Source organism: Streptomyces changanensis, assembly GCF_024600715.1.
Lineage (GTDB): Bacteria > Actinomycetota > Actinomycetes > Streptomycetales > Streptomycetaceae > Streptomyces > Streptomyces changanensis.
The window spans coordinates 6,043,542-6,063,458 of sequence record NZ_CP102332.1 but is presented as its reverse complement, the minus strand read 5'-3'; the positions used below and the strand labels follow the sequence as shown (position 1 = coordinate 6,063,458).

The following is a 19,917-nucleotide window of genomic DNA, read 5'->3' as shown; positions in this document are numbered from 1 at the left end:
GGGGAATTTCGGATTCCACTTCTGTGCGCCCTGACAGTGAACTTCGGTCGATCCCCAAGCTGTCAAAGAACTTTTGACAACAGAGCACGTCGTCAACAGCAGTGGGGTACGGTGGCGCTCACCGTCATGGACGAGGCAGGCGAGTGGAAGCGGGTGGGACGTGGAGGCGGCTGAGGACTTCGGCCCCTGGTTGGCGCGCCAGCTCAGGAACGCCAGGAAGAGCCAGACCGATCTGGCGGAGGAACTGGGCATGACCCGGGCTGCCGTATCGGCGTGGATCGTGGGCCGTTCGGTCCCCCGGGACGAGACGATCCGGCGTATCGCGGAGGTGCTGGAGACCGACCTGGAGACCATCCACACCCGCAGCGCCGATGCCCAAGTGGGTTTGCCCGTCTCCTGGTACCACCGGCCGGCCCACGCCGATGGCGGGCGCGAGTACGGCAACGCCGCCGCCTTCGCCTTCGAGGCCGACGTCTCGGTCCTCGCCCGCGAGACCACCCAGAACAGTCTCGACGCGCGCCTCGATCCGGCCGAGCCTGTCCGGATCCGCTACATCCTCCACGAGCTGACCGGTGAGGCCCTCGCCCGCTTCCGGGAGGCCATCGACTGGGAGCAACTCCTCCCCCACTACGAGGCCCTGACCGCCGACGACGGCCGGCAGGGCAAGGTCTCCCGCACGATCGCGGCCGGGCTGCGCGACATGTACCAGCACGACCGCCTGGTATTGCTCCGCGTCGACGATTACAACGCCACAGGTCTGACCGGCGGCGACTACGACAACGGGCTCTTCGCCGCAGTCGTCCGCCGGCAACTCGACAGTCACAAGAAGGACCCGGGGGCGGGTGGCTCCTACGGTCTGGGCAAGGCCACGCTCTGGGCCACCAGCCGGCTCGGCCTCGTACTGATCAACTCCACCCTTTCCGAACCCCACGAGGGCCGTACCGAGCGCCGTCTGATCGGCCGGCTCGACCTCCCTTGGCGCGAGGTCGGTGGTCGGGAGTTCGCGGGCCCGGCCTGGTTCGGGCGTCCCGACCCGGACGCCAGGACCGCCGACGTGGCCCGCTCGTGGTGGGCCGACGAGGAGACCGTCGACAACCTCCACCTCACCCGCGAGAGTGGGGCACCCGGCACCTCCTTCCTCATCGTCGGCGCCCATGACGTCGCCAGCCTGGCCCCGGTCACCGGCACGTTCGACGAGGAGGACACCACCCAGGACGACGACTCCGTCCACCGGATGCACGCCCGACTCGTCGACGCGCTCGGCCGCAACTTCTGGGCCGCGATGACCGGCGGCGGCGACCACAAGCCGTACCTGGAGGCGTCCGTCCGCACATACCGCAACGGCGAGGTCCTCATCGCCGAGGAACACGTGGACCCCTCACTCACCCAGCCCTCCCGCACCCGCGCCCTGCGCGCCTTCCTCGAGGGCGACACCGTCGACCGTCTGACCGCCCCCGGACAGGTCGCACGCGCCACCGTGGCGCTCAACGTGCCCCTGCGCGGCGGCCAGGTGCGCGGCGGGGTGCCCCACGAGGCGGTGCTCCTGGTCACCCACGCGGAGGACGCCGACGGCCGCCCCAACCGGCTCGTCTCCATGCGGGGCAACCGCATGACGGTCAAGGACAGCGCCGTCACCAACGTGCCGATCGGCACCAACCCTTTCCAGGCCATCCTCCTCACCGGCCGGGCCGCGGGTCAGGACGCACCGGGCGCCGAGGCCGCGGAGGAGTTCCTCCGCGCGTCCGAGCCTCCCGAGCACAACAAGTGGGGCCAGACCGAGGAGCTCCGCCTCAGTTACTCCCCCTCCGCGCACCGGCGCATCGCCGCCCTGACCACGGCCGCCAACAGCACGGTCCGCGACCTGGTCGCCGTGCCCCGGGCCAAGCGCCGCAACGGCGGCGAGGCCAAGATCGCAGGCCGGCTCAAGGTGGGCGGCGGTACGCAGAAGAAGGCGCGCCCCTCCGGGTCCGCGGCCCTGCCCGAGCTGGACAACGTGGACGCGCTGGTCGACGAGACCGGAGCCTGGTCGGTCACCGTCGACCTCCGGGTGTCGCCGGGCGTCGACACGGACCGACCGGTCACGCCGGTCGCCAAGTTCGACGTGCGCTCCGGCCCCCGTCCTCCCGCGCCCTGGAAGGACCTTGTCGCCGTCAGCGGCTGCGAGGTCGTCGACGGGGTCCTGCATCTCACCCCTGGCAGCCGCAAGGCCGTCTTCCGGGGCGTCACCGACGTGTCGCGCCACCCGGTCCGGGCCCAACTCACCGGGCTGGTCGTCGAAATCCGCACCGGGAAGGGGGAGCAGGCGTGAAGGTCTACCCCTACCGGCGGCTCACCGGCAACGTCTCCTGGCGCGTGGACAAGGCACAGCTCAAGGTCGAGGGCGAGCCCTGGGAGGATGTGGAGAGCAAGTACGTCTCCACCGTCGAGCGCGTCGTGGCCCTCGGACCGGACGAGGACCGCCCCGACTGGACGCAGGCCCGCCTCCACCTCTCCGCCGTCCTCCCCGCCAAGGCGATGGATCCCACAGGGCCCTGGCAGGACGTCGAAGTGGTCGCCGTGCTCACCGAGCGCGCCACCAATACCCGCACCGCCGTGGAGCTGTCCCCCGTCTCCGACGACGGCCGCACACGTACCGCCGAGCTGCACGTCCACCGATGCGACCTCCTCGACCGCGCCTCCCTCGCCCTCCACGTGGTGGCCACCGTGGACGGTGTCGCCGGGCGCGTGATCGCGACCGCCGACGCGGAGTGGTTCGTGGACGTCATCGAGGCGACCCCCTCTCTCGCCCGCGAACTCGATGTGAAGATGGTCGGGTTCGCCTCCGGGGCGGGCCGGCTCCAGCGCTTCAAGGAAGCCCCCTGGGTGGTCGACACGACCGGGCGGATCCCCGTCGTGCGCGTCAACACCGACTTCGACGGGTTGGGCGACCTGATCGGCGCGGACGGCGGGAACGGCGCGGAGAAGACCGTCCGGGAGGTCCTTCTCGCCCAGATGTGCTCCGAGGTCTGGACCGCCGTCTTCCACTCCGCCGTCGGCGACCTGGAGATCGAGGACGACGGCACGCCGCTCTTCCCGCACGGGTGGCAAGGCGACGTGCTGCGGGAGATGCTCCCCGACATGTACCCGGACCGCGAGCCGGAGGACGCCCTGCGCGAGGTCCACGCGGCCCGCACCGGAGCCTCCGCTACCGGATGGGGGGAGCTGCAGTCCCGCATCCACTTCGCCGCCTCACGACGCGCAGGCGTCCCCCGGGCGCTCTCCACCACCATCCGCGACCTGGAACGACTCACGCAGGGGGACGACGCATGACCGGCCGGCCCGATCACCTCCCGGAGCGCCTCGCGCTGCTGCCCAACGCCGAGGCGGTGGGGTTCCTCAGCGAAGGGCTGCTGACCGGCCGCGAGGACGTGCCGAGCATCAGGCTCAACCAGGTCACCGAACCGCTCTCGCACACCGACCGCCGCGGTGATCTGCTGCCCGTCCGGGACCTGGCCGAGGACGCCATGGCGTACTGCCGGCACGAAGACCTCAAGGTCACCCAGGCCGACGCCTGGCTCGCCCCCCGTCTCCACGCGGCCCTGCGGCTCACCCGCCGCGAGGCGGCCGACCCCGGCCTGTGGAACCACCTCGCCCTCGGCGTCGCCCCGGACTACGTGATCTGGCGGCACCTCCCCGATCCCCCGAAGGACGGGACGGTCGCCAGGGTGGCGACCGAGCGTTTCCGTGGGCCGTACCACAAGCAGGCCTTCGCCCGTCTCTGGTGGGCGGCCGAACTCTTCCGTGACGGCTCGGACTACGGCCCCGTCGTCACGGCGTGCGGCAACCAGGACATCCTCAACACCGCCCTGCGCATGTCCGTGATCAACCACCGCCCGACCGCCCAGGCGATCGTCCGACTGGTCACGAAAGGAGTGATCACCGGCGGACGTGAGGCGAACGCCCTGGCCGGAGCGGTCAACGCGTCCGCCGCGACGCTGATGTACGACGTGATCGCCCCCGACACGGACCGGGACTCCCGCCGACTGCTCGAGTGGATCGACGAGGGCGAGACCGCCCGTCAGGTGTCACGGACCGCGCTGCCGACCGGCCCCGACGAGGAACCGGCACCGGAAGCCTCCGTGGACACCCTTGTCGCCTACTTCGCCGACCTCTTCGCGGACGCGCCGGTCCGGGGACGCGAGGAGACGGAGGACGGCGCGGGAAGGGACTGACCCTCCGGCCTCGGGCAGTTGGGTCCACAACCGTCCGGAGCGCCGCAGCCCTCCTTGCGGAGGGTGGCGCGCTCCTCGTCGGCGGCATTGGGCCAGTCCTCCCGCAGCTTCTCCTCCGGCGGGAGCGGCAGCGCCAGCGCCGCCGCGAGCACGTGCATCCCGAACAGCGGGGGCACGGCATTGCCCACCTGCTGCGACTTGTCCCCTCCCGACCATGGGTAGTTGGGCGGGAAGGTCTGGAGGATGCCGGCCTCGGGGATGGTCATGCGGTCCGGCGTGTGTGGGGTACCGTCCGGGTGCCGGACGGCGTTACGGGAGACCTTTCCCGTCACGGTGAAGGAAGGCTGTGTGCTCGTGCGCACGCCGCGCTTCTTCGGATCACCGCCACTGCCGTAGTTCGACACGATCTCGAACGGCGGCTTCCTGCCGTCGGGCCTCCGCTCCGTTGCCGCGAGCACCTCCCCCATGGAGACCCAGGGCCTGGGCGGGGCCTCGGCTCCCTCCATGGGCAGTGCGGCCTGGACGGCCTGCGCCACGGCTTTCACGTCCTCGGGGCCACCCTGCTGCGGCTTGTGCGGGTTGTAGACGTGGTGGGTGCGGCGGGGCAGCGCAGGAGTGCCGTGCTCCTCGAGCCGCGCGATCAGGATCGTACGACGGCGGGTCTGGGGAACGCCGTATGCCTCGGTGGGCAGCGTCTTGACGTCGGCGACCTTGTAGCGCACCCGCGCCCCGCTCGCACGGGGCAGCCCGATCTGCAGGGCCTCCCTGTACACGTCCCAGAGAGCCTTGACCGCGGGCACCTGCTCCAAGACGATCACGTCGAAGGGGCGTCCCTCCCGGTTCGGGCACCCGAGGGCCTTGATCGCGTAACGGAGGGGTTCCAGGACCAGGGCGGTCCTGGGGTCGCTGCCCAGCTTCTCCAGCTGCTCGTCGACCTCTGCCTCGCCGGCACCGTTCACCAGGGCGCGGATGAGTTTCTTGACCTCGTCGAGGGCTTGGCGCCCCGCGCCACTGCCCGCCACCGAGTACGTCTGGCACGGCGGACCGCCGGCCAGTACGTTCAGCCCGCCGGGCAGTTCGTGGAACCTCTCCCGACGCACCGCGCTGACGTCCGCGTGCCACGTGGGGAGACCGGCCGCGTAGCGCGTCTCACAGGCGTCCTTGTCCCACTCGATGCCCAGCGAGGGCACGTCGAGCACGTGCGCGGCCACGTCGAGACCGCCCGGACCGGCGAAAAGGTCCAAGACATATGGATGCTCGAGGAATCGAGCGGCTGTATCCGAGCTGGTCATGTGGCGGAAGTTTAGCCTGCGGCAAGCGGTGTGACCTACGGGCCGGCGCTTCCGCCCCGCCACACCCGGAAGCGCGGCCGGCAGAGCGGAAAGGCACGATGAGACTCCGTCGATCTAGCCCGCTCTCCGTTCCCGTACCAGGGTGGCGATGCGCTTCGCGGCCTCGGTCGCGTCCTCGTGTTCCCAGACTCGGACCGACGCCCAGCCCGCCTCGGCCAGGCGGGCGTCGGTGTCCCTGTCGCGGGCCCGGTTCTTCTCGATCTTCTCCCGCCAGAACAGCGCGTTGTTCTTCGGCCACGTGGCGTGCTCGGGGCAGCCGTGCCAGAAGCAACCGTCGACGAAGACCGCGACGCGTGCCGGGCCGAAGAGGATGTCGGCCTCGCGGCGCACTCCCTTGAGCGGCCGGCGGTGGACCCGGTAACGGAGCCCCGCGGCGTGCAGGGTCTTGCGGAGGGCGATCTCGATGTCCGTGTCGCGGCTGCGCTGGCCGCTCATCCGGGAGCGGATCTTCGGAGTGGTCTCCAGAGCGGGCATGGCCCCATTCTGACGCCAGGGGAATGCGGCCGCGGCCTCGGCCCGGACATGCGTCAGGGCCATCGCATGATGGCCCTGATCCTCGGAATATCCGACATCGCTGTCGGGACGACAGGATTTGAACCTGCGACCCCTTGACCCCCAGATGTGCGGGTCGGGGGTATTTTCTGGATATAGCGGACTTAATCCGGGCGCAGAGCGTGCATCTACGCCTGCGCCGTTCGAGGTCGCGGACACTGTGTGGTCCCCAACTGGTCCCCAAGACGCACGCGCCTTCAGCGAGGCGCACCCAACCCTCTTCCGCCAGAGAGCCCTCGCAGCGCCACCACCGACGTTGCCGCCGATCGACTCGCCGGTGTGAATGGCGGACTCACGGAAGTGCGTGCAGCCTGCACTGGTCCCCAGTTCTGGTCCCCATGCAGTGCCCGTAGAGCGCGGCTCGAACTGACCCCGAGTTCGACGCAGTGGAGCCGTGGCCCTTCGTGAGCGGCACCGGCCGATGCTTGCCGGGGCAGGTCTACTTCGGTCCTGCGACAGACCGTTGCGGTTCCAAGCCGGTGAGTGATCTACTGCGGTCTCCGGAACGTCATGGGGGGACCATGCGAATAGCGAACCGCGCCATTCCTGTGACCGACATCGTGCGGCAGCAGGAGGACTGGAGCGCCGGTGACTCTGGCCCCTGCTGACGGCGGTCGGCGCAGCCGGCGCGGTTTTCTGTACCAGGACGCGGTGACGCTGCTGGACTGCCTGGACATGTTGGACGGTCACTGGACGGCGGTGTCCTGGGAGGATCTGGAGGACATCCTCTGTCACCGTGGGACCGAGCCGGTCTACCGGCAGGTGAAGACGATCGAAGGCGCAGGCAAGCGCCACAGCGTCGCGGATGTCTGTCGGCCCGACCCTACGAAGAAGCTCGAGAACAGAACGCCCGAGACGAGCTACCTCGGAAAGCTGTTCCTCGGAAAGTCACTCCCCGAGGGAACGCGCTTCACCCTGATCGTGAACGAGACACCGGCTCAGGACCTCTACGAATTCGCCTGCGAGCGGGGTGGTACGCGGGAGCCCGTCAGCGAGAAGACTAGGGACGCGGTCATCGAAAAGCTCGATGGCCTGATTCTCCCCGACGGCCGTGACGTGGGTTGGTGCGTTGACCGTCTGGACGTACTCGTCACAGCACGCACGAGTGAGCAAGTCGAGGACGAGGCCCGGAGACGCCTGGCTCCTCTCGTGAGGACGTACCTGGGGGAAGACCCCATCGTGACCGAGGTGGATGAGGTGCTGAAGTGGCTCGTCTCCGTGCACATCGGGCGTAGCGCCGCGGAGCTCCGCCCGAGGCGGCACACCGTGGAGGATTTCCGGGCCGCCTTCGAAGAAGCAATCCTGCGGGTCACTGGCCAGCGTCGCGACGGCGGCTTGGAGCGGCTGATGACCCTCCAGGAGAAGCTGCGGCCGGCTGGGGTGCCAGAGGCCGAGGCGGAGCGCCAGCACGAGGCCATGCTCGCGTTCCGCCGGACCCGGCGCGCCAGCCTGGGTAGCAAGCGGCAAGGCTACGACGTGCTGTCCGACAAGATCTTCGCGATTTGTCAGCTCACGGCAGCGAGGAGGCGGGCCGGTCGAATCGACGCCGGTCCACCTGCCTACCTAGCCACCATCGATGCCGTGTGCGAACTGCCGGAGGTCGTCGCTGGTGAAGTGCCGATCAACGAGGCCCTCGCTGTGCTGAGCGACATCACCGCTCGCTGCCAGAACAGGTACGAAGATGCCTCATAAGATCGGCGTCCAGGTCATTCCACCTGTCCACAGGGCATGGGATCCCGATGACTCCGTCGACTTCCACGCATCGCGTCTCCTGCTGCTCATCCACCTGTGCGGTGACAATCCTGGCCCTTACATCGAGGGGCGTACGAAGTTCGCGAAGCTCGACTTCTTCCTGCGCTATCCGGGCTTCCTTGAGCGGGCCCATGCGGCGCTTCCTCAAACGGCAGGGCAGCCGAGCGCATTCGTCGCCTCCGACGCGGCCGAGATCGAAGCCCCCATGATCCGCTACCGGTACGGCCCCTGGGACCACCGATACCGCCAGTTCTTGTCCTTTCTGACCGCTCGAAAACTCGTCACCGTAACCGTCAGCCACACGCCAGAGCGCGTGAAGCTGACATCAGCCGGCAAGGCCACCGCAGCCCGGCTCGCCGGCATGGAGCAGTTCGAACCCCTGGTCCGCCGTTGTGAGGCCATGCGAGGGAATCTGGCGGCGATGTCGGGCACAGACCTCAAGAACCTGATCTACGACCTGTTTCCCGACGAGATCACGAACGCGTCTTTCCACCAGGAGATCCGTCCATGAGCCAGCTCACGCGTTCAACAGATCGCGGCATCCGAATCTCCAAGGTCAGACTGGTCCATCAGAGCGGGGAGTTCGACGAGTACAACTTCGAGTCCGGGATGCTCAACATCCTCTATGGAGTACGCAACAGCTCGAAGTCAACCACCCTACGTGTCATCGACTACTGCCTTGGTGACAGAGATAACCCCGTCGGCGCCCTGGGGGCGGCCGTCGCCGACGAATACGTCGAAGTCAGTACAGAACTCCGGATCGACGGTCGCTCGTACACACTGTCCCGTTCCCTCACCCACGGCCGGATGAACAAGGTCGCGATCAACAACGAAGACGTTCTGGTTAGTGACTTCTCCGACTGGATCCTGGGCGAGCTGGGCTGGCCAAATCTGCATATCCCCCTCGGGCTCAACCCCGCGACGGCCACCCAGCTCACACCGCTGTCCTTCCGTAACACCCTGCGTCACATCCATCGAAACGAGGAGTCCTGGATCAGCTTCGCCAACAAGGAGCAGGAGTTCACTCGGCGCGCGGTCGTCAGCCAACTCCTGGGCTTTGCCCGCACGCGAACCGCTGATGCGAAGAAGGAGTTCGACCTCGCCCAGGCGAAGCGCCGCCTCGACGAAGCGCAGGCTGTGGACCGTGAAGTACAGGAGAGCACCGTGCAGGCCGTGGCTGCCGTTTCCGAGAGCCTGCAGCTACCACTGGCTCGCAGTTCCGCTCACGTAGCCGCCGCACGCCAGGAAGTGCTGACAGAGCTCGAAACGGTCCGCCGGCGGCGCCGTCAACTGACCACCGAGATCCAGAGCATCACCGAAGGAAGAAGCGCACCCACGGGCAACCCTGCGGGGTACGACCCCACACTCACGTCCGCCTACAGCGACGTGACGCGTCAGCTGAAGCAGGCCACTGAGGAGGTGGCAGCTCTGGCTGAGGTACTTGAAGAGCATCGCCGATCTGCTCGAACGGTGACCGCCGAGATCGGCCGCATGGAACGCCTCATCAGCTCCATCGGAGTCTTCGACACCCTGCCCGTGCGGCAATGCCCGGCCTGTGAGCAGGCGGTCGACCCGCACCGCCATCACGCTGAGGACTCCTGCTACGTATGCTTTCAGACCGTCGACGACGACAAGCGCAAACGTCGAGCGGAAATCGAGATCAGGTCACTGAGATCGGAGCTCGAAGACCTCGATGAGGTCACCGCCCGCACCGGCGACGACCTCGAATCCGCCCGCGCCCTCCAGGGCGAGCTTCAGAGTCGGCAGACCGAACTCGCTCAGCGACTCAACGAGGAGCGGGCTGCCCAGCTCGCACCCTTCGTCGCAACCTTGGAAGAGCTCTCCGCACAGATCGCGAGGCTAGAGCACAAACTGACCGCCTTCCCCGCCATCCAGGCGATCCTCGCGCGGCGCGACCAGGCCCGCCATGCCCTCGTGTTCGCACAGCACGCCGTTGACGAGCTGGGCAATCAGCTTCCGGCTTCGCAGACAACCGGCCGGTCGGCTGTGGACAGGTGTTCGGTATTCGCCGATCGGATGAACAGCTTTCTGTCCGAGTTCCAAGGCGATGTCTGGGTGAGGAGCGATGTGTCGATCAGGCACTCCGACCTCACCTTCTACGTCGGCACCAGGCCCTGGGATCAGGCTCTGGGAGCCGAAGCGAAGGTCCTGTTCTTCCTCGCGTACAGCTATGCAACCCTCTTCCTGGAGCGAGACCTGGACAGGGAATGTGCCTTCGCCGGCCTCCTCCTCCTCGACAATCCTTATCAGCAGGGAATCGACCAGAATGTCGTGCGGCGCGTACTGATGAAGCTGGCCGAGGCTGCCGAGGAAACCGGCACTCAGGTGATCAGCACGCAGGCCGTGACACCGCCCAAGGACCCTCGGAGGATCAGGGAGATCACTATGCCCACGGTGTACGCCGCACCCTAGGACAGGGTGCTGCCTGATCCTTCTACCGGTGAAGGAGCAGCCTCGCGGTCGCAATACCGGGGTTGAAGCATGATGCGGCCCGGTCCGGTTCCAGGATCCGCGCACCGACGAGGAGGCGTGGAGAAACCCCACTCGGCGGGGCGCCGCGAGCGGTGCCCCATGGCAGGCCCGGTGAAGTCAGCCGGCCAGGAAGGTGTTCGGTTCCCCTGACACTCGAGGGGCCGGCGCTCTACGCCGAGCACCTGCCCGATCGGTGGCAGCTCCTGATGGCCTGCAGTTCGTCGGTCACCTTCGCAATGCCTGCCGTCATTAGGGCTCGTACAGCGCTGACTTCCCGAGCGTCTTGCCACACATCCGTGACCGGCGGGACAAAGGGCACGACGTCCAGTCCATGGTCTGCGAACGAATCGGTGGCCAAGTAGCGCATCCCTCCAGTACCGCACAGGTAGCCGCGTGCTCCGGTGGCAACAGCCAGGTCGGCGAGCCGCTGCGAGCGCTCCGGCCGGGCCGGCAAGCGACTGCTGTGCAGGATGCTTCCCGTCCACCCCAGCAGTCTGAGCAACGCTCTCGTGGACTCCTCTGCGACCTCGGCCGTGCTCGCGGAGCCGTGGAACTTGCGGAGCACAGAGTCCAGCTCACGACGAATCAGCGGCCAGTCGGGATCTTCGCGTAGTACTGGGTCAGCATGTGCATAACGCGGCGGCGAGACCGGTCCGGGTCGACCACAACCGCGTCTCTCACGAGGGTCGACCGGCCATCGGGCAGGTGGGTCGGGATTGAGAGCCACTGATGCCGGGCCGGGTTGGACATGCTGCCGAGCCGGGCGCGGTGCTGGAAGTCGCGGCGGGCGAACTGGACGTCGTCGAGGACGATCCAGCAGTCCGCCGCGAAGAGCTTCGCGAGGGTGCTCAGCCGGGGGAAGAGGTTGGGCTGGTGGATCGCCACCAATCCCCCGGGGCTGCTTCACCTGCCGATGAGCCTGCTGGTGAAGCCGGCGCGGATGAGGTCTTCGTACGCGGTACGCACATTCTCCGGGACGTCCTGCTCGATCGCGAAGCCCTGCTTCGGGTACTCGATGATGCGCTGGAGGTCGCCGACGAGCATGTCGATGACGAGTGTCTCGTCGCCGATGCTCTTCAGGTAGTCGTCGAACTCCATCGGTTCGGAGGCGCACAGCACTTCGACCTCGGGCCACAGCTTGCGGGCGGTGGCGAAGGAGCGGCGCTCCATGTAGGGCTTGGAGACGAGGAGCACCGACTTCGGGGTGATGCCGGCGGAGGCGAGAAGCTGTCGGGACAATTCCACGTTCTGACCCGTGTTGCCGGCGTTCGGCTCGACGAGGATCGCGCTGTCCGGCACGCCGAGCGTGAGGGCGTGCTCGCGGAAATGGACCGCCTCGCCGCGGGGGAAGACCTTCGCGGTGGTGGGGCTGTTGCCGCCGGTGAACACCAGGGTGGGGAACAGCCCGGTCCGGTACAGCTCGGCGGAGAAGGCCGCGACGCCGAGGTCGTGGCTTCCGAGACCGATCGCAACGTCGACGGGACGCAGCTCGTGACCCATTTGGTGGTAGTCCCAGACCAGCTTGGCGTTGCGGATCTGCTCGTCGTTGATGGCCGGCTGGTTGTCGGTCACTCGCTCGTCTCCCTGGTCAACGTGGTGGAGGGCTGGCTGGCCCATCGGCCGTCCTCCGGATGTCCGTGATGCTGCGGAGTTGGTGGGTCAGGCCGTACTGAGCCGCCCGCTTGGCAGCGTCGTCGAGGACGCGTAACCCATCATCCAGGGTCGCGCGGTCGGACAGGAGGATGTGCCCGTACGCGGTGTCCAGTCGTACCCGCTGCATCGGCGCATCGGTGATGCCTGTGCTGCGGGCCACGTCGATGAGGCGAAGGGCCGCGTCGAGGTTGCCGGATCCACGGTGGGCGAGGGCGAGCTTCTGCTGTGCGACGGACCAGTCGTCCTGCTCGGCCAGGCCCTCGAACTCGCGGATGGCTTCCTCCATCACCCGGACCGCGTAGTCGTTGTTGCCGTCCTTGCTGAGGGCGGTTCCGACCCCCCAGGCGCGCACGGGCACGGTCTCGTGGGGATAACGTCGATCGCGAGGTCCTCGTACTGTCGAGCCGCAGTCTCCAGGGCACCGGACATCTCGGTGGCGACCGACAGGGAGAGGTCGAGCTGCGCCACACGACGCGGGGTGGCCAACTCGGTGTAGAGAGAACGGGCGGTGGTGTAGCCCCGCTGGGCGGAGAGTGGGCCGACGACCGCCCCCTGGTCGCGCTTGAGATCACCCTGCAGGGCGATGGAGCGGGCGAGGAGGTACGTGCCGCGTTCGTCCAAGTCCGAGGGCCGGTAGGTGGACGACCACCGCCGAAGCAGGTCGTCCGCGAAGGCGAAGTTCTGATGGGACAGTGCGACGACCGCGCGTTCGAGGTCGTCCGTCCAGGACTCGTACTCCCACGCCCGGGGCCCGGGGCCGGGGGATGGTGACGCGCGACGTACCGCCGGCCGATCCTGTCCCCTCTCCTGCGGTGAGCTTGGCGAGCTCCGTCTCCAAACGCACGTGGGTCGCGGCATCGGCCCGGGCCAGCGCGGTGTCGAGGATGGCTCCGGCACATGAGGCGACAAGAATCGAGACATGGAGGGATTCCTTGGGAGATCGGCCCAGTGCGCCCTTGGGCTCTGAACGTGTCCTTTGCCGGGATAGGGGCTGAAGCTCGGCGGGCACCAAGGCTGCGTTCCGGACCACCGCCAAGTAGCCGGTACGCACCACTGATGGTCCGCACGATGCCCGGTTTCGGAAACCGGGGATCGTCGGCTATATATCGGCCAGCGAAGGTCCCTCAGGCGCAGATGCTGTACGTGCGAACCGGCTCTTCCTCGCCGGTGTGCGTCAGGAGACCCGCGGCGACAAGCCGCGCGAGGCTCGCCTCGACCCTCCGCGGGGAAAGGCCGAGGTCTCGCGCAGCACGGGCGAGACGGGCCTTAGGGTGAGCGGCTACGTAGGCCAGGACGCGAGAATCCCGACGCAGGTCCTGCTGGAGCCGATCCTCCGCGAAGAGGCCGGCAGCGCACACGCACAGGCATAGTGCGGTGGCGAGTGCTCCCCGGTTCTCCTCAATGTGTGCTGTGACGGCATTCATCGCACCGACGGCAAAGAGGAGAGGCGACGTAATGTGAAGCGATCGAAGCATGGGTTTGGACAGAGCATCCTCCTCAGGGGTGTCGTAATCAACATGCGAGCCCCCTCGCGGAAGCGCCTGCTGATCGAGATGTTGTACGTTGACATCCCTCTGCGGGTTGTTCCAGTCCTTGCCGCACTTTTCCTGTCTGCCGTGAGCGATCTTGTGTCGCGTGACGATTAGCTGAAGCCGTACGCCGGCCGCAAGCGACCTCATGGGCGGGGCCGGATCAGAAAGAGCGGAAGATTACGGGCTCGCACTCCTGGCACACATCGGGTCCGTCCTCGCTGGAGAGGTGAGCCGCAGTAGGAACACGTGTCTAGTTCAGCGGAGCTGAAAGCGCTCGCGCAGCTGAAGCACAAGTAGCGGATGGGTTGCACATCATACGTCTGGGCTGGGGCGAAAAGACTGCCTCCGCCCTCATCCGGTTCTTTGGCTTCTCTCTTATGCACGGACGTGACCGCTGCAGCCCGGTGCTCATCAAGCGTTACGGCACCGGCCACCATGGCAATGTCCGGGCAACCGGCACACGGGCGTACCGGCTCCTCTTCTCCCTGCGATACGGAGAGGTACTTCGAGAGGCCGAGGATCGTCTCCGCGTAACGGAGAGCCGCACGTTCGGCATCCTCAGTGAAGTCGCAGAAGTGACAAGTGACGCTGGCGTCGCTGCCTACCACCAAGGTCCATCGATCACAGTCCGGGCACTGCACCGTGGCGCCTGGAGGGAGTGTGCGACTTAGTCGTTCAGTGCGCTTCCTGACGTAGGTCTTAATTTCTCCGACCTTTTCCTTGATCACCTCAAGTTGCCGACCGAGGTCCGCATCAACGTCGCGCTCCAGGTGCTGATGGATGAAGGCGAGTAGGAAATCAAGAACTTCGGCAGCCTGGGCTTCGATAGCGGGAGCCGCCTGGGTCAGACCGTCGTGCTGGAGTTGATTTCGGGTCTTTCCAAGTTTCCCGATGGCCTGACGACTTTCGGCATCCACCTCGATGTCGAGGACGTCGCGGAGGCGATCCAGGGCCTCTTCGGCGCCACAGCTGCGGGCTTGCTGGCTACTGCTCGTCGCCTTCTGGGGTTCCGCCCAGATCAGAGTCCGGTGCTCCTTGCCGAGCCGGGCCTTGAGGAGAACCTCGGTAGCAGCGTACAGGTGAAGGACGGCGTACTTGAGGTTGCGCGGCTGGGGCTCCGGCTGCACCGTGAGGTGCTCGACCACGCTGTAAAGATAGTCAATTCCATTGGCGACCGGGGGGAAGTGGACCTCTCGGGGGGCCGGCCGCTTTCGACTACTGGTCTCCGCCGTGTCCGCAGGTGGAAATGTCTTAGAAGAGTCGTCGCGGTACCCCAACCGCCGCGCCCGCTCAAGCAGCAGTCTGCGCTGCTTGATGGCGCCCTTAATATCGTGGTCCAGTAGCGCCATTGCGCGCCCGTGGAGGTAACCGAGATGCTGATGCGCTTCAGCCGGACCGCCCTGCATCAGGATCGGATAGTAGGGCTCGTCCTCTGAGTGGTTCTCGTACTCGCGCCTGATGTAAGCCACGATTTTTTCGATTTCGGCCCGCAGTTCGGCAGCGGCCGTGGTGTGGGTCTGCGGCTGCCGCTGGTTCACTGGTCTCCTAGGGAAGGCTCGGGATGGACCCTAATGGTCCGGATCGAAGGCGGATAGGTCGCTAGAGGATGTTCCAGGCGAGGTGTCCGTCCCGCCTTCTGAGTCCGTCGACCCGCCGCTGGATCTCACTCAAAGATCCGGGAGCATGTCTAACTTTCCGGGCGTTAGTGGTGATCATCCGCAGCTCTCGGATATCACGCAGAACCGGATAGTAGGCGCTTTTCTTGACGTCCCAGCCGTAGGCGTCCGCGAACGCTTGGTAGTGCGCTTGGCCGTAACCGAACCGCCGACAGTGGACTTCGACCGTGACGAGGTCCCATTCCGGCTGACCGCGGGCCACTGTGTCCCAGTCGCATAGGACCGCAGATCCGTCGGTGGTGTGCAGCGCGTTTCGGTGCTGTGGGTCGCCTTGTATCAGCCCGGGGGCAAGCGTGAATCGGACCTGCCTCAGTTCCGCTTCGAGTCGGTCCGCCTCCTGCTCCATGTAACGGAGAGCTGCGGCTGGGAGACACGTGACCGCGGTTAGAGAGCGGCGGATCGCACCGATGTTGTCGTGCTCAGCGAGTGCGATCGGAGGTGAGGGCAACGCGTGGAGCGCCTTCAGGGGGCCGGCCAGCTGCCCGGCCGCCAACGGGTGCTCTGGCTGCGGCAGGTAGGTCCACAAGGTGACAGCGTGCCCATCGACGATCAGCGGCTGATCGCCAGGATGAAGGGGGACGGTGGGAAAGCCTGCTTCGATGAGCCAGCGTACGAGGGCAACTGTGCGCACAACACTCTCAGGGTCCGTTCCCTTCCGCGCGATCTTGGCCACCACCTGTTCCTTCTCCAGCAGGAGAACGGCGTTGGTGTGGCCGCGCAGGAGACGCGCATCACGGCTGTCGAGGCCAGCCTTCGTACAGGCCCGCTCCAGCACCTGGTACATCTCGAACTCGTCGAACCCACCGGGGGCCGGCGTGATTGTCATGTCGCACAGGCTTACCGACAAGGGCCCGTCCTGTCACATCCGGCTGGCGGAAGCTCGATGATCTCAAGAAGCTCGCGTGCCGCTCGGCTGGTCCGTATCGCCGGCGGAAGGATCTCTACGACCTCACGGGCTCGTTCTTCCACGATGGGTGTGCGGTGGGCGGGGTCCATCCGCAGGAAAGTGGTGCCGGCCAGCTGGCACGCTTCGTCGGGGCTGCGGTCCCGCGCGTAGCAGATGGCCGCTTCAAGCCGGAGGAGCGCGGGGTCGATTCCTGTCTTGTCCTGGTAGAGGACGAGCGCCTGCTCCTGGACCTGGCGTGCTTCGCGCGTGTGCCCGAGAGCCGTGAGCGTCCCGCTTTTGTAGAGCAGGTAGCGGCGCTCCGGAAAGGCGAAGGCGTCGTCTGCCGAGGTCCCGCCGAACTGTTCGAAGACCTTCGTCGCGTAGCGCAATGCCGTTTCGGCTTCGGCATCGGCGCCCAGCTTGGCCAAGGCCCGCGCCTCTGCTGCAGCCGCGAAGGCGTGGGTGGCACTGGTCCGTGCTCGGCTGCTGATCACCCGGGCCTCGCGGCACAAATTGACCGCGTTGGCGATCGGACCGTAGTAGAAGGGCAGCATCGCGGCCTGAGCCCTGACGCGAGCTCGAAGCTCCGAGTTTCCGCTGTCGTCCGCCGCGGTACGCGCTGTGGCATACCAAGATCGCGACCGGGTGAGGTCGCCGAGCTTCATGAGCGCGTCGGCGGTCAGGGTGGCGAGCATCGCCGTCAGCTCCGAGAGCCGGACCTGGACGGCGGCCGGCTGCCGACATGCGGCCAGCCCCTCGACCTCCGCAAGGAGGTCGATAAGACGGGTGAGCATGAGGGCTGGCGAGGTGGAGATGTATTCCTGGCTCGCCCAGAGGACCATCTCGTCAATGTGATCCAGCTGGCTGGAGTTGACCGTCGCCGAGGCGAGGGTTCGGTCTACTGCACGCCGCGCGGCGTCGACCCTGTGTGAGAGGTGTTCGGCAGCCGTCGGGATCCGCTCACCGACTGCGGACGTGGGGATGACCTCGGCGCGCTGCCCATGCCGGTGCTCTGCCAGGAGGACAACTTCGGCGACGGCCTCGCTCTCGTCGAGACCTAGATCACCGGGCGAGCAACCGTAGAAGGCGGCGAGTACCAGCACGGTCGTGCGGAGCGGTTGATGTCCTCCCGTCTCCCAGAGCCGCAGCTGTTCCACGGTGACCCGCGGGGCCCTGTCCCAGTCAGAGACGAGCTCGCGGATCTGGTCCGCTGCCTCGGCAAGGGTGAGGCCCCTGGCCAGACGGCGGGCGCGCAAGCGGGAGACGGAGCAGTGCGCCTGAATCGTGCGGACGATCTCGTCGGTGGAGTGTCCGCGTTCGGCCCCGCTCTCGCGTAACCGCTTCGCACAGGACGGACCATGAGCTGCAGGACCACGTCGCATGAAGTCGTTCCCTTCGAACTCGCCCCCAGCGTAGTGACATGTCGAGCGCTCCGTGTCAAGAAAACGTGGCTCTGTCGAACGCGGCATTGGAAATACGTGAAGCATCTTGCAAGCCCGTCACGTTTACGCGAACCGTCACGGTTGCCGCCCTTGGTCCACGGGGGCAACTCTTGCCCTCCTCGGGCTCCCCGAGAACACACGCCGCTCGCCGGCCACGACACCTGACGGTCCTGGCCCGTGAGCTCGCGGGTGCCGCCACCGCGCTCCGCAGACCGGCCGGCGGCACCCGCCATCCAGGATTGGGGGTGCATTCAATGACGACGACTCGGAGAACCACGCGGTTCCTCGCCGCTCTGATCCACGGCGTCGAGGTGGAGCGGACTGCGATCCGGCTCACGAACTCGGAACAGGACGTGCCCCGGTCGCGGCATTTCCTCCGGGATCAGCTCAACGCTCGTGGGTTCACCCCTGAAGATGAGCTGACCGACCGCGTCCTCCTCGTGGCCAGCGAACTCGTCACCAACTCAGTGCTCCATGGCCGAACACGGGAGATGCACGAGCCAGAGATGATCGGGCTCGCGCTCTCCGTCAAGCCTGGAGAAGCCCTCGGCATCCTGGTGACCGACAACTCGCCCGATCCGCCCGTACAAATCGTCCGGCCCGCCACCATCGAGGATGGACGAGGTCTCCGGCTCGTCTCCGCGATCGCAGACCACTGGACCGCCGCCCCGGCCACCCACAACGGTGAGGTCGTCGGCAAGGGTGTCTGGGCCTTCTTCGTCTGGCCAGACGAGGCGAACCGTGAGTCCACGGCTCTCCACCACCGCACCCCCATGGAGGTGCGGTGATCATCGCCATCGGTGGTCGCCCGCGGACGGGGAAGTCGAAGCTGGCGAAGCATCTCGCGGTTGCTCTCGACGGCGTCCTGCTCGACCTCGCCCAACTTCGGAACGTACTGTTCCCGACGGCCCTCACCGCTTCGCGCGAACAGGCCGCCCGACTCTACGAGTGGCTGCTGCAGGCTGCCGTGTGGAATCTCCACCAGCGCCCCGCAGCCCCGGTGGTCCTCGACGCTCACCCACTCACGCACGCCCGGGATGTGTGCGCGCAGCCACCGGAGCCGGTCGCAACTCATTCGAGGACTCCCCTAACGGGGTCCTGGATCCGAAGATCGTGGTGGATACACGTCAGCCCATGGCCGACTGCGTCGCGGAGCTTCTTCACGAACTCGCCCTTGCCTCTGGAACCGAGCGCGCCTCGCACGCACCGCCCTTTCCAGCTGCCGTGACCGTCAGCTACGGCAAGCAAGCACCCCTGCTCGCTACACGGCGAACCGAATAGCGCCGTCCGCCGGCCATCAGTCCTCGCCCGAGGGCTGAGCCGTCCCGACCCTGCTCACGACGACGCCTGCCGTCGCCTCGTACGCCTGAGGAGCCCCCTATGGCACATGAGCACCTCCCCCGGACCCCTGGGCCTTCGCCGTCACACGACACCGTCGAGGTCTTTCTACCCAGCGCGCCGCCGTACGTCGGAATGTCGCGTCGGATCGCGGCCGGCGCCATGGAACGTTGGGGCGGCATCCCCCCGGAGGTGGCGGCCGACACGGTCCTCATCGTGTCGGAGCTGATGACGAACGCCGTCCAGCACGGGGGTGGAGCCGACAGCCCTCAGGCCGTGGGGCTGCGCATGGAGCACCGCGATGGCCAGCTGCTGGTCGAGGTGACCGACAACAGCTCGGAGCCGGCCAGACGCAAGGTCGCGAGGGAAACGGCGACGAACGGCAGAGGTCTTCACCTCGTGGAGAAGCTGGCCGCCGCGTGGGGTACCAGCAACACCAACCACACCACGTGGGCCCGCGTCTCGACCGAGCCGCAGGGGCCGACGTGCTGATCGCCCGCCGTGACTCGGCCACCTTGATCAGGCTGCGGGGTTCTCTCGCAAGGTCCGTGGCACGAGAGGGCATCGATGACGAACTGATCTCCGTCCTCAACGAGATTCTGGACGGCACGCTGCCGTCGTCGTCAGGCGATCGCGCCGTACGTCCGGGCCGCCGACTGCTCCGGCCGCGGCGGCCTCCGCGCGACGCCGAGCCGGTGCCGATCTCTCGGGAGGACGCAGCTCGGCTCCTTGTCCAGCTGCAGCGCGCCACCCCTCACGTGTTCGCCCTGGCCTCGCTGCGTCCGACCCTCGCCGCCGACATCGCTCGTCTGCGTGCCCTGCACGAAGCGCAGCCGAAGGACATGGAACTGCTCCAGTATCTACGGCTCTTCGCCTTGGCCCTGCTCGCCGTGCTCGATGAGGTGTGCGAGGACTAGCCGCCGATCGCCTCACGACCGGTCGGTGCTTCCGCCTCAAGCCCCTCCGCCGGGTGCACCGGCTACACGATCCCGGCAGGCGGCGTCGCATGGCCGACGCGCGGGCCCAGTCC

Annotated in this window: 18 protein-coding genes; 9 read left to right on the top strand and 9 right to left on the bottom strand. The window is 67.2% G+C overall.

Annotated features, from left to right (window positions below):
* Positions 1 to 160 precede the first annotated feature (160 nt).
* Genes NRO40_RS26560 through NRO40_RS26550 form a run of 3 tightly spaced genes read left to right on the top strand, consistent with a single transcriptional unit; the run spans position 161 to position 4,211 of the window.
* Positions 161 to 2,308, top strand: a complete 2,148-nt coding sequence (locus NRO40_RS26560) for a helix-turn-helix domain-containing protein (RefSeq protein WP_058945442.1) — start codon at positions 161 to 163, stop codon at positions 2,306 to 2,308.
* A complete protein-coding gene (locus NRO40_RS26555; protein ID WP_058945441.1) occupies positions 2,305 to 3,309 on the top strand; it encodes a hypothetical protein in 1,005 nt (334 codons plus the stop codon). Before NRO40_RS26560 ends, NRO40_RS26555 begins: the two co-directional genes overlap by 4 nt.
* Positions 3,306 to 4,211 carry a DUF6339 family protein gene (locus NRO40_RS26550; RefSeq protein ID WP_058945440.1) on the top strand — a complete coding sequence of 302 codons (906 nt, stop codon included), beginning with the start codon at positions 3,306 to 3,308 and terminating at the stop codon, positions 4,209 to 4,211. The genes NRO40_RS26555 and NRO40_RS26550 overlap by 4 nt, the downstream gene beginning before the upstream one ends.
* Here the strand turns inward: NRO40_RS26550 and NRO40_RS26545 are convergent.
* Both NRO40_RS26545 and NRO40_RS26540 read right to left on the bottom strand, forming a co-directional pair.
* The gene (locus NRO40_RS26545) at positions 4,136 to 5,503 is read right to left on the bottom strand and encodes a DNA cytosine methyltransferase (RefSeq protein ID WP_058945439.1); all 1,368 of its coding nucleotides are present in this window, start codon (positions 5,501 to 5,503) and stop codon (positions 4,136 to 4,138) included. The genes NRO40_RS26550 and NRO40_RS26545 overlap by 76 nt on opposite strands.
* A gap of 114 nt (positions 5,504 to 5,617) precedes the next feature.
* Positions 5,618 to 6,037, bottom strand: a complete 420-nt coding sequence (locus NRO40_RS26540) for a very short patch repair endonuclease (RefSeq protein ID WP_058945443.1) — start codon at positions 6,035 to 6,037, stop codon at positions 5,618 to 5,620.
* 666 nt (positions 6,038 to 6,703) lie between these two features.
* Between NRO40_RS26540 and NRO40_RS26535 the strand changes: the two genes are divergently transcribed.
* The 3 genes from NRO40_RS26535 to NRO40_RS26525 are packed head-to-tail and all read left to right on the top strand — an operon-like array spanning position 6,704 to position 10,300.
* Positions 6,704 to 7,807 (top strand): DUF4297 domain-containing protein, encoded by a 1,104-nt coding sequence (locus NRO40_RS26535; RefSeq protein ID WP_257375532.1) that lies wholly within the window; start codon positions 6,704 to 6,706, stop codon positions 7,805 to 7,807.
* Positions 7,797 to 8,378 (top strand): hypothetical protein, encoded by a 582-nt coding sequence (locus tag NRO40_RS26530; RefSeq protein WP_058945402.1) that lies wholly within the window; start codon positions 7,797 to 7,799, stop codon positions 8,376 to 8,378. Before NRO40_RS26535 ends, NRO40_RS26530 begins: the two co-directional genes overlap by 11 nt.
* Positions 8,375 to 10,300: a coiled-coil domain-containing protein gene (locus tag NRO40_RS26525; protein WP_058945401.1), complete on the top strand. Its 1,926-nt coding sequence runs from the start codon at positions 8,375 to 8,377 to the stop codon at positions 10,298 to 10,300. The genes NRO40_RS26530 and NRO40_RS26525 overlap by 4 nt, the downstream gene beginning before the upstream one ends.
* 229 nt (positions 10,301 to 10,529) lie before the next feature.
* Here NRO40_RS26525 and NRO40_RS26520 read toward each other — a convergent pair whose 3' ends face one another.
* From NRO40_RS26520 to NRO40_RS26490, 7 genes are all read right to left on the bottom strand, one after another.
* On the bottom strand, positions 10,530 to 10,925 hold the full coding sequence (locus NRO40_RS26520) for a WbqC family protein (protein WP_257375531.1): 396 nt from the start codon (positions 10,923 to 10,925) through the stop codon (positions 10,530 to 10,532).
* A 20-nt stretch (positions 10,926 to 10,945) separates the two neighbouring features.
* Positions 10,946 to 11,245: a WbqC family protein gene (locus NRO40_RS26515; RefSeq protein WP_257375530.1), complete on the bottom strand. Its 300-nt coding sequence runs from the start codon at positions 11,243 to 11,245 to the stop codon at positions 10,946 to 10,948.
* An 18-nt stretch (positions 11,246 to 11,263) separates the two neighbouring features.
* On the bottom strand, positions 11,264 to 11,932 hold the full coding sequence (locus NRO40_RS26510; protein WP_058945400.1) for a YdcF family protein: 669 nt from the start codon (positions 11,930 to 11,932) through the stop codon (positions 11,264 to 11,266).
* 16 nt (positions 11,933 to 11,948) lie between these two features.
* Positions 11,949 to 12,365 carry a hypothetical protein gene (locus NRO40_RS26505; RefSeq protein WP_257375529.1) on the bottom strand — a complete coding sequence of 139 codons (417 nt, stop codon included), beginning with the start codon at positions 12,363 to 12,365 and terminating at the stop codon, positions 11,949 to 11,951.
* 1,323 nt (positions 12,366 to 13,688) lie between these two features.
* Positions 13,689 to 15,083, bottom strand: coding sequence for a hypothetical protein (locus tag NRO40_RS26500; RefSeq protein WP_058945396.1), 1,395 nt, complete (start codon positions 15,081 to 15,083; stop codon positions 13,689 to 13,691).
* Positions 15,084 to 15,144: 61 nt separating this feature from the next.
* Positions 15,145 to 16,047: an aminoglycoside phosphotransferase family protein gene (locus NRO40_RS26495; RefSeq protein ID WP_257375528.1), complete on the bottom strand. Its 903-nt coding sequence runs from the start codon at positions 16,045 to 16,047 to the stop codon at positions 15,145 to 15,147.
* 11 nt (positions 16,048 to 16,058) lie between these two features.
* The gene (locus tag NRO40_RS26490) at positions 16,059 to 17,363 is read right to left on the bottom strand and encodes a helix-turn-helix domain-containing protein (protein WP_232791202.1); all 1,305 of its coding nucleotides are present in this window, start codon (positions 17,361 to 17,363) and stop codon (positions 16,059 to 16,061) included.
* 440 nt (positions 17,364 to 17,803) lie between these two features.
* On the opposite strand from NRO40_RS26490, the gene NRO40_RS26485 reads away from it, so the two are divergent.
* The 3 genes from NRO40_RS26485 (at position 17,804) to NRO40_RS26475 (ending at position 19,804) form a co-directional block, all read left to right on the top strand.
* The gene (locus NRO40_RS26485) at positions 17,804 to 18,337 is read left to right on the top strand and encodes an ATP-binding protein (RefSeq protein ID WP_058944177.1); all 534 of its coding nucleotides are present in this window, start codon (positions 17,804 to 17,806) and stop codon (positions 18,335 to 18,337) included.
* Positions 18,338 to 19,049: 712 nt separating this feature from the next.
* Complete coding sequence (locus NRO40_RS26480) at positions 19,050 to 19,379, top strand: ATP-binding protein (protein WP_232791203.1); 330 nt, start codon at positions 19,050 to 19,052, stop codon at positions 19,377 to 19,379.
* Positions 19,373 to 19,804: a hypothetical protein gene (locus NRO40_RS26475; protein ID WP_058944179.1), complete on the top strand. Its 432-nt coding sequence runs from the start codon at positions 19,373 to 19,375 to the stop codon at positions 19,802 to 19,804. The genes NRO40_RS26480 and NRO40_RS26475 overlap by 7 nt, the downstream gene beginning before the upstream one ends.
* Positions 19,805 to 19,917 lie beyond the last annotated feature (113 nt).

What these genes read in the sequence shown, in the direction of transcription:
- NRO40_RS26545 (WP_058945439.1), bottom strand. Translation starts at nt 5,503, where the DNA reads ATGACCAGCTCGGATACAGCCGCTCGATTCCTCGAGCATCCATATGTC.
- NRO40_RS26495 (WP_257375528.1), bottom strand. Translation starts at nt 16,047, where the DNA reads ATGACAATCACGCCGGCCCCCGGTGGGTTCGACGAGTTCGAGATGTAC.
- NRO40_RS26480 (WP_232791203.1), top strand. Translation starts at nt 19,050, where the DNA reads ATGGAACGTTGGGGCGGCATCCCCCCGGAGGTGGCGGCCGACACGGTC.
- NRO40_RS26525 (WP_058945401.1), top strand. Translation starts at nt 8,375, where the DNA reads ATGAGCCAGCTCACGCGTTCAACAGATCGCGGCATCCGAATCTCCAAG.
- NRO40_RS26485 (WP_058944177.1), top strand. Translation starts at nt 17,804, where the DNA reads ATGACGACGACTCGGAGAACCACGCGGTTCCTCGCCGCTCTGATCCAC.
- NRO40_RS26550 (WP_058945440.1), top strand. Translation starts at nt 3,306, where the DNA reads ATGACCGGCCGGCCCGATCACCTCCCGGAGCGCCTCGCGCTGCTGCCC.
- NRO40_RS26540 (WP_058945443.1), bottom strand. Translation starts at nt 6,037, where the DNA reads ATGCCCGCTCTGGAGACCACTCCGAAGATCCGCTCCCGGATGAGCGGC.
- NRO40_RS26530 (WP_058945402.1), top strand. Translation starts at nt 7,797, where the DNA reads ATGCCTCATAAGATCGGCGTCCAGGTCATTCCACCTGTCCACAGGGCA.